Annotated in this window: 10 protein-coding genes; 3 read left to right on the top strand and 7 right to left on the bottom strand. The window is 39.1% G+C overall.

Annotated features, from left to right (window positions below):
• Nucleotides 1–472: 472 nt before the first annotated feature.
• From H626_RS0105150 to H626_RS0105140, 3 genes are all read right to left on the bottom strand, one after another.
• The gene (locus H626_RS0105150) at nt 473–1219 is read right to left on the bottom strand and encodes a ChbG/HpnK family deacetylase (RefSeq protein WP_027108393.1); all 747 of its coding nucleotides are present in this window, start codon (nt 1217–1219) and stop codon (nt 473–475) included.
• A gap of 331 nt (nt 1220–1550) precedes the next feature.
• Complete coding sequence (locus tag H626_RS0105145; protein ID WP_027108392.1) at nt 1551–2987, bottom strand: PH domain-containing protein; 1437 nt, start codon at nt 2985–2987, stop codon at nt 1551–1553.
• Nucleotides 2971–3471: a PH domain-containing protein gene (locus H626_RS0105140; protein ID WP_027108391.1), complete on the bottom strand. Its 501-nt coding sequence runs from the start codon at nt 3469–3471 to the stop codon at nt 2971–2973. The genes H626_RS0105145 and H626_RS0105140 overlap by 17 nt, the downstream gene beginning before the upstream one ends.
• A gap of 251 nt (nt 3472–3722) precedes the next feature.
• Here H626_RS0105140 and H626_RS0105135 point away from each other — a divergent pair, with 251 nt between their 5' ends.
• Nucleotides 3723–4163: a VOC family protein gene (locus H626_RS0105135; protein WP_035618697.1), complete on the top strand. Its 441-nt coding sequence runs from the start codon at nt 3723–3725 to the stop codon at nt 4161–4163.
• A 482-nt stretch (nt 4164–4645) separates the two neighbouring features.
• Nucleotides 4646–5866, top strand: a complete 1221-nt coding sequence (locus tag H626_RS0105130; RefSeq protein WP_027108389.1) for a DUF8173 domain-containing protein — start codon at nt 4646–4648, stop codon at nt 5864–5866.
• A gap of 65 nt (nt 5867–5931) precedes the next feature.
• Here H626_RS0105130 and H626_RS0105125 read toward each other — a convergent pair whose 3' ends face one another.
• Both H626_RS0105125 and H626_RS0105120 read right to left on the bottom strand, forming a co-directional pair.
• Nucleotides 5932–6627, bottom strand: a complete 696-nt coding sequence (locus H626_RS0105125) for a fructose-6-phosphate aldolase (protein ID WP_027108388.1) — start codon at nt 6625–6627, stop codon at nt 5932–5934.
• A complete protein-coding gene (locus H626_RS0105120; protein WP_027108387.1) occupies nt 6627–7604 on the bottom strand; it encodes a sugar-binding transcriptional regulator in 978 nt (325 codons plus the stop codon). Before H626_RS0105120 ends, H626_RS0105125 begins: the two co-directional genes overlap by 1 nt.
• A gap of 306 nt (nt 7605–7910) precedes the next feature.
• Here H626_RS0105120 and H626_RS0105115 point away from each other — a divergent pair, with 306 nt between their 5' ends.
• Nucleotides 7911–8687, top strand: a complete 777-nt coding sequence (locus H626_RS0105115) for a glycyl-radical enzyme activating protein (protein WP_027108386.1) — start codon at nt 7911–7913, stop codon at nt 8685–8687.
• 312 nt (nt 8688–8999) lie between these two features.
• Here the strand turns inward: H626_RS0105115 and H626_RS0105110 are convergent, their stop codons facing one another.
• Entirely contained in the window at nt 9000–11444 is a 2445-nt protein-coding gene (locus H626_RS0105110) for a glycyl radical protein (RefSeq protein ID WP_051237843.1), read from the bottom strand.
• 252 nt (nt 11445–11696) lie between these two features.
• A complete protein-coding gene (gene ptsG, locus H626_RS0105105; protein ID WP_027108384.1) occupies nt 11697–13745 on the bottom strand; it encodes a glucose-specific PTS transporter subunit IIBC in 2049 nt (682 codons plus the stop codon).
• Nucleotides 13746–14068: the final 323 nt, after the last annotated feature.

Genomic DNA, 14068 nt, shown 5'->3' with positions numbered 1-14068 from the left:
CATAAGAAGTTTTCGTGATCCCCCTGAATACTTTTTACGCTTACTAGTTATCTATAGAAGTCCGTTTCTGTTTTGAATAAACTCCTGCAGATTCCCACCGGAACTGCAGGAGTTTTCAATTAAACGGTCTAAACTTCTCAAGTTCAATAGAATATGTACTGATCCTTTTCAGACCTGCTCAGTTTAAGAAACCAGTCGTCATGAGTTGAAGCCAAATATGAAAGTGAAAATAAACAATAGGATCGCTGTGAGACCCAGAACCCCTCCGAAAAAAATACTGACTCCTTTTACTCTTTCATTTTTTATTTTCACTCCGCTGATCATTAGGAGCACTGAAAGTAAAAAAATTATTGCCAATAGGACTAACACTAACCCTCTCAGATTTAAAAAATTTTCTATTTGCAATAATTCCATGGTCACATTCCCCTTTCCTCAAAATGAACTCTGCCCATGCACTCTTTTTTGCGTTCAGTTAAAGATCCCGATAGTCGATCAATTCCACATCGTACTCTCTAAACCACTCTTTCACTACCGGATCGATGGCCAGCTCGACTTCTTGTGGACGTGAAGTGGTGAGGCTGGATCCTTTCAAAATAGGTGCATCCAAATACCCTGGGTGAAGGATCAGCATATCTACTCCGTCTTCATGAGGCTGTTCCACTATTTCCTTTAAGCTTCTATAGGGATCATAATCTGGTTTACTGCTATCCATAGACATGTAGACATTTGTTCCGTTCACTTTTAAAGGATAGTGACCGATAGGAAATCCGGAATACGTCACTCCATATTTATCAGCTATCTGTTTGATTGCTTTTAAGAGAGTCGGATTGCCTAGTGCATGAACATCCATATAATCAGGTTTTCTCCCCATTAATTCTACAAAGCGGTCAAATTGAGCTTCCACTTCTATTAATGCTTCTTCAAAAACGACGAAATCATCAGCAGATCCCCGGTACACCTTGGATGCTTTAAATTCTCCTTTATCCGTTGTCAAGCTTGGTATCTTAGTGGGATCCGTCACTGGTTTCCCGGCACAGATCGTCACATGACACCCAAAACAGATGGGTTCATTTTTCAATAACTTTATCCCATGCGCCACTGCAGGCATATTGACCATAATGCCCACGTTAGCAACGATGCCTTCCTTCACTGCTTTTTCGATGCCATAATTGATCCCTTCAGAATACCCCAAATCGTCTGCACGAATTAATAATTTCATTTCTCATTCCTCCTAGCGAATTTTGTGTGCGGATATACGCTTGTTTTTTTAAAACTCTACCAAGCTGCGCTCTTCTGTTTTTGGATCCGGCAGAAAGAAAGTAGCCAACCCAATTTGAAAACATTCGCTCCCTTTAAGTATCTGCACGCTGAAATCAGTCGGTAGGATCTTTTAACCGCAAAGGAGCCTTTATTCTTACCTATAAAAAATGGTACAACTCAAAGTAAATCTTACTGTTGTAAGTAACTATCAGTGTACCCATTCCGGATGTATTGAACAGCCTCTTCACTCTCGTTGTCGTCCAGGAGAGTGAAAACACCTTGTCTTGTATCTAGTCTGTTGACCGTGTCTGTTTCCAGAATTTTTCATAGATGTGTGCAGAATCGTTTTGTGAAATAAAGCGGAGTTTGAATTCCGCGGGCAGCTCGCCTTCTTTAAATGAAATGGTCATATGTCCGAGACCTTTTTTCACGAGCCAGAACGTAGTCGACTGCGTAAACGATTGAATATTCTTCTGGGCGATAAACAATTGAACGGTTGAAAGTCCCTGGAATTGTTGCAGACAGAGAATATTCTCATTTATGCTGAACCCTTGCGCGCGACTCATCTTCCATCCGACTCCAATAGCGATGAAAAGCACAAAGACGAGCCCGGCCGCTACCCATTTCTCCCAGAAAAAGGACCCAACGACCAACGGGATGCCGCTGAGCAGTGTCCAACGCCAGAAATACCAGCTGTTGCCTTTTGACACCGCTTGGATGCGTGGTTCTTGGATGGGGATTGTCGGCAGAAAGTTGTTCAATTGAGTATATACACTGTCATTGTGAATCAGCGGGAATAAAAATACTTTCCGGATGTTCATTCCTCCGTCTTCTTTTTCCTGCCCGCCCATGATCAACAGTTCCACAGATGATCGGTGGAATATATTTCGGATGACTTGTTTGCGAATGCGGATCCCCTGGATTTTATTCAATGGGATCTTTTGAGTTTTTCGTTCAAACAATCCGTATTCTAGAGTGATTGTTTCCTCTTCTTGTGACGCTTGGAAATTGTAAAACAACACAAAGTTTTTCAGCACCGACAAAGCCCCGATAGCAGCGACCCCGACAGCCAGCAAGATCAGGAGCATCATCCCTTGAAAATACGCTAGGACCGAGTCGATTTGAGCAAAAATGCTATCTGGCAACCATTCCAACGCAAAAGTAAACAGCGTGACCAGTACAAAAATAGCCGTCACATCCGTCAAAGCATACAAGCCGATTTCTCTGTTGGTCAAATGAAACCTGGTCTGGCTATGATCAGAAGGCCGGTCCGCATTTTCATAGCTGGTAGTCGTCTGATTTCTGAATTGTTCAATCGTTTCGATTAATGATTGATCGACTGCCGTCAATGAAGCTTCAGCTTCTCCAGGTGAACTACTGGCGGTTTCGATCAAGATTTCGATGATGTTAAATGGTTTAAAGAAAAACCATTGCCGTTGTTTGATGGTTTGGATGCGATCGTAGACGATATCGGTTTCTCTTTTATTGAAAATCCCGCGATAGACAACGATCTTATCGGCCGTCACCTGATAAGTTTGCGAGAAATACTTGATCAAACTTTTGGCGAAAACAAACAGAAAAAGCGCGACTAACCCTAGACTAGCAAACAATCCGCTCCCGTCAGTATCAATAAATAAAATAAAAATCAGAAACAGCCAACTCCGTATTTCTCGAATGAAATGGACGAAAATGACAGCTGGATGGAATTTTTTACGCTCCGTATTCATTGGCACCAGTCTCCTCTACTTTCACCAATAAATTCTGGCGCAATAGTTGTGCTTCATCCATGGCCAGTCCGGCAATATGATGATTGGTAGCGGCCGTGTGGATCACTAACTCCATCAATTTCTCTCGTCTTAGAAACGGACCTTGTTCCGTTTCGATATGTTGAATGCGGGAAAAAGGGACGTACGTTATCGAGCGGAAAATAAACCCTTGTTGAAAAACAACTTCTGTAGAAGTTATTTCGTAACGAAAATACTCGTAGCGGTAACGGATCAAGAAGAAATTCAATAGATAGAAAAGAACTATCAAAGCGAAGTACCCACCGCCTATCAGCTTCCACATGTCATTTACCACGTCAAAATATGTAAGTCCACCAATCACACCTATTCCAGCCAACATAAAAATAATAAAAGTAATCAAACTGGTTTTTTTCCAAACTGACTTGATCGATTCTGGTAATTGATTTTTTAATAAGGGATAGTCCATCGGTGATCTCCTTTAATGTATAGTTTATTCTATTCTACTACACTGTGAGAACAAGCACAAAGGCAGAATCGAATTTGCCTTTCTATACTAGTGGCGAGGATGCCCTTCTGAAATACTGCTATTCAATAGGAGCAAAAATTTCACTTGCATAGCCTGATTTGGTAAACTAAAGTCGCTGAAAAAGAACCCGTAATGCGGATGTAAACGACAATAGCTTTGTGTAGTGATCAATTATAAGGAGCGTGAACAATATGGAATCTGTCAACCGGATCAACCTCATTTGTTTAGGTGTTAGAGATATGGCAACATCCATTCGCTTTTACCGTGATAGCTTAGGTTTTCAAACGGAAGAAACGAGTGATTCCCCAGCAGTGATCTTCTTTAACACGACGGGAACGAAGTTTGAATTGTTTCCACTGGATCAGCTCAGAAAAGATATCGATGCGACTGCCCCACCAGCAGTTACTCAAGGCTTTAGCGGAATGACGCTTGCAATCAATGTACGAAAAAAAGAGCACGTAAAGGAACTCGTTGATTTAGCGATCCAGTCGGGCGCAACTCTTCTAAAGGCACCGGTGGATGTTTTCTGGGGTGGATATCACGCCTATTTCAGTGACCCCGATGGCTATGTTTTTGAAGTGGCCTGGGGCCCCGAATTTAATTATGATGAGAACGACATGTTGGTCTTTTAAGATTCATGTGACTCAGCTATACTGTTGATTGAAGAGCCGAATTGGGACCTACCGTTAAAACACATGCACTGAATCACGCGCGTCGCTCTGACGGGAATGTGATCCAGTGTCTTTTTTATGCTCGTCCTTTCAGTATTGACCAGTAAGCATGAAAGTAGTTGACGAACGAGCGACTGCCTTCTTCCCCTTTTCCAACTGGTTTAATAAGATAGTTAGGTTTCTATTTCTCTTTGTGATCAGTTGTTTTGATTACGCTCTTTCATTCTTTCATGATAAAATGAAGATGAAAAATCACCCCACACCCCCCTCTTTTTTTAAAAACATTCCCTTTCCCCCTTTTACAGACGAATGATCCTTTCCTATTTACTAAATTCAATTGAAACCGGCTTATTTGCTCACGTTCATTACAGTTGGGAGGTGGCTTTCTATACAAATCCGAATTGTTGATGCTTATGGACTAGTTACCGAGGAGGCTAACAAAGATGAAAGGAAAAAAGAAAGGCTCTAAACGATTGCGTCTTTCTGTCCTGATCGTATTTCTTATTGGACTGTTCTCCATAGCCGGAAGTGTTTCGGCATATTCTAACCGGTTTAACTTTGACCGTCAAACGATGCAGACATTAGATCGGGGTTCAACAGTAGACGGACCTGGATTTTTTGCGGGTGACCTGGTTGAAATCAATGGAACGGTCGACGGAACGACCTTTGTTTCCGGAGACCTCATACGGGTGAATGGAGATATTAACGGCTCCTTGTTCGTCTTGGGGAGCACGGTTCAAATCACAGGTGATATCAACGGCAATATCTATGGAGCTGGTCAGCTGATTCAACTGAGCGGACAAAATGATGGCGATGCTTTCTTTGCTGGAGAAACTGTCACCATCGAACAAGATGCTCAAGTCGGAAGAGATTTGTTTGTGGCTGGAATGAATGCACTGTTTGAAGGATCCGTTCCGCGCCATCTGTTTGCAGCCGGGCAATCGCTCACTTTGAATGGTGAAATCGGTGGAAACGCAAATCTGAATAGTGAAGAGTTGACTTTAGAAGATTCCGCTTCCATTGAAGGGGATCTCCGATATGAAAGTCCCAACGAAGCTTCACTATCTCCCAGCGCAACAGTGGCTGGAGAGACCATTTTTTCCCAGAGAGATTCCTGGGACAGGGAATGGACTTATAATCGAGCAGAAAGATGGGAATTCATTTTGCTGGCTGCTGTGTGGAGCGTTCTCAGCGCTCTCTTGGTCTGGTTCTTGATCAAGTTGTTCAGTCCTCATTTTTGGAAAGACACAGTCAGACCGATCGGCACTCAACCACTCAAAACCATAGGGATAGGGGCAGTAGCACTTCTTGCCACCCCCTTTATTATCGTGCTCTTGTTGATTACTCTGATCGGGGTACCCATGAGTATACTATTAATGATGCTCTATGGGATCGCTCTCTATATTTCGAAGATCATTGTGGCTCTGTATATCGGGGCTTCCATTTTTCGACTATTCGGCAAAGAGAATTTTGACAAAGAAGTATTCCTTGTACTGGTCGGTCTGATCATTTTAGAATTGCTTTCACTCATCAATATCCTAGACTGGATCATTGGACTGATCGTAATCCTAACCGGATTGGGTGCGTTGATACTCTCACGTCGCCCACCAACTATGACAGAAGACCCTGTTCACCAAGAATCTAGACATGACCCAGCTTTGTAAAGTATTCATGCAAAAAACACCGGTAAGCAAAAACAAATTTTGCTTACCGGTGTTTTTTCAGTTGATTAATTTACTGATTTAAAAAGATCTGTGATCGTCATGTCTTCTCCATAAACAGCTTCCCAATCCGCAGTAAAATTAGCGACTGCTAATGAAATAGATGGCATATCTAATGATTGTTTCGCAACCTCTGCACTAAAAGTAGCGGCATGTGCTCCAGCTTCTAGTGCTTTCGTGACTTGGCCAACATTTTTGAAACTTGCAGCAAGGATTTTTGAGGTGCTCCCTGTACGCTGGATCTCATTTCTCATTTCTTGTATTGCCTCATTTGGATCGATATTCAGATTTTCCATACGATTATAGTAAGGAGCAAGATAGTCGACTTTAGCTGCGATAGCATAGTATGCTTGTATTTTTGTATAAATAGCTGTTGCAGTGACATTTTTCCCTTGTCTTTTTAAGGCTTGAATGGCTTTTAATCCTTCTTCTGTGACGGGCACTTTAATAAATACCTGTTCATCCACTTGCTTTAAAATTGTTTCTGCATCCTTCATCATGCCTTCGTAATTCTGAGAGACGACTTGAATATGTAGAGAGCGGTCGATCCCAATTAGTTCACGTATTTTGTTCATATGAACAAAAAAGTCTACTTTCCCTTCTTTTTTTATTATAGAAGGATTCGAGGTGATTCCGGACAACGGTAAAACCTCTTTAAAATAGTTGATTTCTTCCAAATTAGCTGTATCAAGTAAAAATTCCATTATATTTCCTCCATTTTTTCTTTTATTTTTTCGTAAAACGGGTCTTGATCTACTCTTAGAATATCTAAAGCGGTCTCAACATCCGTTATTAAAACATTAACAAATCCTTTTTGTAAAGTAGGCAAGATAGCTCTTGTTTTAGCAGTTGATTTAGCGATTCCGATCCGCGTGGGTATACGCTGCAAATGTTCTAGAGAGATACTGATAGTACGTGAGTCCAAGTCGCTCTTGAGAATTTTTCCGTATGCATCATAAAAGCGGCAACAAATATCTCCAGCGGCTTCTCTTAATTTCAATTCTTTCAAATCTTGTGTGGTCAGTAAATCTCGCCATTGACTTTCTGTCCCAGTCAATTTCCCACCAATGCCCATGATTGCTATGTCCAGTTTGCTCCAGTATTCTTTTAGCTCTCGAAAATACTTTGCATTCATAATAGCTTGTGTCAGCTCTTTTCTCTCTTGGATCACACTGGCATTAATAAAAATACTTTCTCCTTTAAATTTTCTTGCTAATTCATATACCAACGTATTTACATGAAAATTCGATTTGCTATGACTCGGCGCCCCAGCTAACGGTACGAAAGTCGCTTGTGTCTCTCTTTTGTCTTGGATATAACCAAACACTTCTCCTAAAGTAGCTCCCCAAGATACGCCTACGTTATCCTTCTGACCAATCACTCGCTTAAGATAAAATGCCGCTTCTTTGTAAAAAATATCTGCATTGTTCCTAGAAGCAGATACGATCAAGACATCTTTCAACTGATATTTTTCTTTGAAATATTCTTCTAAAGAAAAAAGTTCGGCTGTATAGTCCTTGATCTGGATTTCGATAATCCCTTTTTTCTTCGCAAGTTTGAGCATGCGACTGATTGTTGTCCGATAAATATTGAGTTCTTTAGAAATCTCATTTTGACTTTTGTTTTCTATATAGTAAAGATAGGCAATTTTGGCTAGCATTCTCCTTTTTTCTTCAGTCATGTCTACCACTCCTTAATCTTTTCTTTCTTTCGTAAGAATAATACCATGAACGGTCGCACACAACAACAAATGTTCATTAACAAAAACACATCTGCACATTTGTGCAAAAAAGATAAAAAATTCTCCCTTTTCATCTTTAAACCAACCTTTCCAATCTCAGCTTCCCCTCGCTGAACACCCCCACTATCAGGTGAAAATTGATTGGTTTGAAAAAAGTTCTAGTTAGAATATTTACGAACGTAATTATTTCATTTACGAAAGATAGTATACGTGGTAATATAAAGACAAGTAGAGGAGGCGGAAGAAATGACGAATACTGCAAGCATATTCAATATTCAAAAATATAGTATCCATGATGGACCAGGCATCCGAACGGTTGTCTTTTTTAAGGGCTGTCCATTGAAGTGCTACTGGTGTGCAAATCCTGAATCCCAGGATAGCAAACCTGAAAAGATGTGGGACAATCAGAAAAAAACCCATACTACTGTGGGGAATTATCGAACCGCAGATGAAATTATGGAAGATATTTTAAAAGATGAAGTTTTTTATCAAGAATCAAACGGTGGAGTCACCCTATCCGGAGGAGAAGTTCTCTATCAAGCAGATTTTGCCATTGATTTATTAAAAAGACTTCGGGAAAAAAATATTCACACGGCTTGTGAAACAACTGGTTACGTGAAAAGCTCGAAATTTGAAGAGTTTTTAGAAAATGTAGACCTAGTGTACATGGATATTAAACATTATGATTCCATCAAACATTTTGACGGAACCGGGGTCAGAAATGAGTTGATCTTAAAAAATTTAGCATTAGCTCTAGCTAAGCATCCCCATTTGATAGTGCGTATCCCTATCATTCCTAACTTTAATGATACCCTAGAAGATGCAGTGAAATTTGCAGATCTATTCAATGAATATGGAGTCGAAAAAATCGAATTATTACCTTTTCATCAATTCGGCGAAAAAAAATATACGTACTTAGACCGTGATTATGAAATGGAAGATATTCCACAACTCCATTCCGAAGATTTACTTGATTACCAAACTGTCATGGAAAAAAATGGTATTCAGTGTTTAGTACACTAATCAACCCAAAACAGACAATTTTCAGTATAATAGCTGAAAATTGTCTGTTTTTTATTTATTAAAAACAGTCCCCCTAACTATATTTGTACCCACGATGATCCTCCAAAAAACGAACAGAAAAAGGATCGAACAAAAGACCCAGCCTCTAATCATTTCCTAAACTTTACTTTCTAAAACGTGCTCCAAAAAACAGACCCGACATCCACTTCACGAATACTCTTCGATAGTCTACGACTATCTTTCGAGTATCCGCTCCAGCGATTCGGGTCTGAACGTTTTTTGTCCCACTCTCTTCTGCTTACCATTTGGTTATTAAATAACGTGTACTGTTCTTTCAATGATATCATCTTGTGTAGCTTTTGATAGTACATTAAAGAACGCTGAGTACCCAGCAACACGGACAATCAAGTCTCTATGTTTTTCCGGATTATTTTGTGCATCGATCAATGTATCTCGAGAAACTACATTGTATTGAATATGATACCCATGCAATTTATTGAAAAAGGCACGTAGCATCAGTATTAATTTTTGTTTGTCTTCTTCCTTAGCAAGTGTTTGTGGATTGATTTTCTGGTTGAGTAATACTCCCCCGACAATTTCTTCCGTAGGTAATTTAGAAACAGATTTCATTACAGAAGTCGGACCATTTTGATCCATGTTATGGGAAGGTGAGCACCCTTCAGCCAATGGTGTCCAGGCTTTACGCCCATCTGGTGAAGCCATTGTTCCCATACCTTGTCCAACGTTTGCCGAGATAGAAGAAGTCCCCGCATAACGAATTCCACCGATTGGTCCTCTACCATAGCGAGTGTTCGGATACTTCTTGATCTCATCGATGTAACTGTCATAAGCATGTGTCACTAGTAAATCAACATAATCATCATCATTCCCATATTTGGGAGCATCATGGATCAACATCTGTTGAATGTCTTTACTTCTTTCGCTTTCAAAATCAGTCGTGAGAGCTTCCCATAATTCTTCTTGTGAAAATTTCTTTTCTTCAAAAACTAATTTTTTAATAGCTGCCAATGAATCGGCTAAGTTTGCGATCCCAACTTGCAAGCCTGAAATAAAGTCGTATACAGCTCCACCTTCTTTAATGGTCTTGCCTCGTTTAATACAATCATCTGTCAGAGCAGAACACAAAATATCGGGCACTTTCTTTTCCAATCCAATATCACAAGAATTTTCAACGATCACACTCTTCTGAGCCAGTTCGCGGACTACTTTATCCCACGTTTCTTGAAGCTCTTCAAATGACTGCATTTCGTTGAAATGACCATATCCTTTTGTGAAACGATGGCCAGAAACCGGATCGATCCCGTCATTCATCGCGATCATCAAAATTTTCGGGAAATTCATATAACTCATTCCTGTACAACGATAGCCCCATTTACCAGGAATAGCCGTTTCCACACAACCAATCGCACTATAATCATAGGCATCTTCCTCTGCCACGCCAATTCGAGTAAAAGATGGAATGATGATTTCGTCATTATTAAAAGCAGGCATCCCAAAACCTAATTTCATCACTTCAACGCATTCATTCATAAAGCGATCATCTAATCCTTCATGATAACGAACAGTCAAATTCGGCTGAGGTAACTTAGTTTGTGCTACACTTTTCAGTACCAAATACGACAATTTATTTACAGCATCTTTTTTATCACGGGTTTGTCCGCCAATCGTGACATTTTGGTACAACGGACTTCCTGCACTACTTTGAGTATGTGCTTGACTACGAACTTTGTTGACAGTCAAAGTTTTTATCCATAGGTTCGCCAATAATTCAACTGCTTGATCTTCTTCTATCTTTCCTGCATTTACATCATTCATGAAATAGGGATATAAGAACTGGTCTAACCGTCCATATGAAAGAGAATGGCCATTAGACTCGATTTGAAGAATCAATTGAATAAACCAGACAGATTGTATAGCTTCATGCAGTGAGTCGGCTGGTTCATAAGGTACTTTCGAACAAATCCTGCTTATCTCTACTAACTCTGCTTTTCTTTCGGGAGAAGCTGTTTCTGCTTTTTCCTTAGCTAATGCGGCGTATCTCTCTGCAAAAGTTTTCACTGATGCGATCACGATCAATACGGATTCATAGAAATGATATTTTTCCAGACTCCCTAATTCTGCTAGATCTAATGCTTCTTTGTATTCTTTGACACGCTTCTCATAGCCTTTTAGACCAACTTTAAGCATTTCTTGATAATTGACAGCTAAGTGTGCATCTCCCGAATTCATTTTCCCTTCCATACCAAAAAAGTTTGTATCCATAAACACTTTTACTTCCTCTGGTAGGATCGAACCCGAGTAATCTCGCAAGGTTTTATTTTTCCAAAAAGGTGCCATGGAGCGAAGATCTTCCTTAGTTTGTTCTGTAATATAAAAAACATCGCCATCTCTTTTTTCAAAAGTATCTAATTCATTTAGGACAAATTCCATTGTATACTCTGGAAAAACGGGTGCATCTCTGTTAGAAGCTGCTTGGTTTCCAACAATGAATGTTTCATCTTCTATATAGATAGACATTTTTTCTACTATGTTTTTTAACATGTGTGCTCTTTTGATAACGATAGGTTTATGATCATGTTCCTTATAAGCTTCTGTGGCAAGTAGAGCACGTTCTGCACAAATATAAGGTTTCTTTGTCAAGACTTTTTCGCGATATTCAGACATTCTCTCAGTTAAATTTCCGAAATATGGTTCATTCTTCTCTAACTTTTTGTCTTTTATAGTAGCTATTGACATACTATCCACCCTTTCGTTTGAAACATTTTTTTGTTTCTTTCGTAATTATTTTACCATGTGTCTAAATCTTATTCAATTCATAAATAGAGAGTTAGATCTAAATTGCACAAATGTGCAGTGGTCTATGGATACTTTTTGGATAATGAGAAGGGTTCTCGTTATCCAAAAGTGTCCCTTAAAAAAATGATTGCTAACAAAATCTCTGTTAACAATCATTTCCGCTCACAGTAAATACAGCTTTGATTTGTTCACTCAGCTATAGGCTAAGTTAAAATCTACGATGATGTCTTCGGCATGTTTTCGATTCCCGGTATATTGTAGCTCCACATTTTCGTCACTTAAATTGGTAAAGACAACGACTACCAAAGGATCTTTTTTATACTCTTCTAATATTTGGTAGTTAACTTCTACTAAGGGTTCACCTACTTTAACCATTTGACCAATGGCTATCAGGGGTTTAAATCCTTTTCCATTTAGTTTTACAGTATCTAAACCAATATGAACAATCAGTTCTAATCCACAAGAGGTACGTAGTCCGATTGCATGGTTAGTTGGAAATAGACTGATTACTTCACCTTCTACTGGTGAATGAACAATATTATCATCCATTTCTGGTTGTACAGCAAATCCTTCTCCCATCATCTTTTGCGAAAATACCGGGTCATTAACTTCTGTAATGGGGATGATATCTCCTGAAACGGGTGAAAAGATTTGTGCATCAAAGATAAGGGCCTTTTCATCGCCCTCAATTTCATCAATTTTCACTAAATCATCCGGACGCGCACTATTTTCTTTCATAATATAGTTTATCTCATTAGAATAAACTTGAGCTTTCGCTCCGAAGATCACTTGTAGTCCACTTCCAACTGCAACAACACCCATTGCTCCTAATTCAGCTAAACGGGGTTTATCTACCGCTGAGTTATCGTATAATTCCATCCGTAAGCGAGTAATACAGGCGTCAACAGATTTAATGTTTGACAGACCTCCTAATGCATCTAAAACGTTCCAAGAAATTGTTGTCTTGTCAAAATTATCTGCGATATTCGCTACTTTATCTGTCTTGTCTCTTCCTGGGGTAGGAACATTGAAACGGAGAATGTACCATTTAAAAGTGAAGTAATATAAGAATGAGAAAATCAGACCTACAGGAATGACCAACCACCAGGAAGTATTATTTGGAATGACCCCAAATAATATATAGTCGATCAATCCACCAGATAAAGTCATTCCGATTTTGACATTTAAAAGATTCATCAAAGCAAACGATATTCCCGCAAAGAGACTATGGATAACAAACAACCCTGGGGCTAAGAATAAGAAAGTAAATTCAATTGGTTCTGTTATACCTGTTAAAAAGGAAGTTAACGCTGCAGATAAGAGTATCCCCCCAGCTAATTTTTTCTTTTTATCCTCTGCTGTATGATACATCGCAAGTGCTCCTGCTGGTAATCCAAACATCATAAACGGAAATTTCCCTGTCATGAATGCACCGGCAGTGAAATCTGCACCCTCACGCATTTGTTGAAAGAAAATAGATTGATCTCCGAAAATAAGCGTTCCGTCTGCACTCATGTACTCACCAAATTGAAACCAGAACGGAGCATAGAATACGTGGTGTAAACCAAATGGAATCAACAATCTTTCGACAATTCCAAAAATACCTGCGGCAAAGGTTAGATTTGTATCGATCACTGTTTGTGAAAACGCAGTAAGCAGCTGTTGAAATTGTGGCCACACCAGAGTGAGAACAAATCCTGCTACAATAGAAACGACTGCGGTAACCATGGGTACAAAACGCTTTCCAGAAAAGAACCCTAAATAATCAGGAAGTTCAATTTGATAAAAAGTATTATAACACCAAGCGCCAATCAGTCCGGCGATGATCCCTCCAAAAACTCCTGTTTGTAATGTTGGGATACCGAGAATAGTTGCATAGGCTTGTCCATCAGCAGCAACCATTTCAGGTGTGATTCCCAAAAATGCATTGATTGACATATTTATCATTAAATAACTGATGACACCAGAAAGTGCTGATGTTCCATCATTATTTGTTAAGCCAATAACCACCGCTATAGCAAATAAAAGAGGCAAGTTACCAAATATTATATTTCCTGTATCTGCCATTACCGTTGCAAGCAATTGAAATCCATCCGTTTTCATAAATGGGATCGTTTCGAGCAAGCTTTCATTTTGTAATAAAATACCTAATGCCATTAAAATCCCTGCTGCAGGCAATGTAGCAACGGGTAACATCAATGATTTTCCAATCTTTTGTAAATACCCAAACATATTCTTCATTTATAATTCCTCCTCATGATTTTATAAAAAATTTTCGTCTGTTACTTTATTCCCTCCTATTTTTTTGTTGTTAAGTATATGTTAAGTGTAATTGAAAACCCTTACTATTTTGATCCGTTTTTGTTAAAAAATTACTTAAAAAGCTCTGTACCAAGCTTTTTAAAAAAATCCACTAAAGAAACAGCACATTTGTGCTGTTTCTTTAGTGGATTATTATCGTTCATATGAAACTTTATATATTTCATTCAAAATAAATGTGCCGTCTTACTGCAAATAAAATAGTTTCTATTTTCTTCTAAAAATGAAAATAGAAACTATATTTT

Origin of the sequence: Lacticigenium naphthae DSM 19658, assembly GCF_000425865.1 — a bacterium.
Taxonomy (GTDB): Bacteria; Bacillota; Bacilli; order Lactobacillales; family Carnobacteriaceae_A; genus Lacticigenium; species Lacticigenium naphthae.
This window is presented reverse-complemented; position numbering and strand designations above follow the sequence as displayed.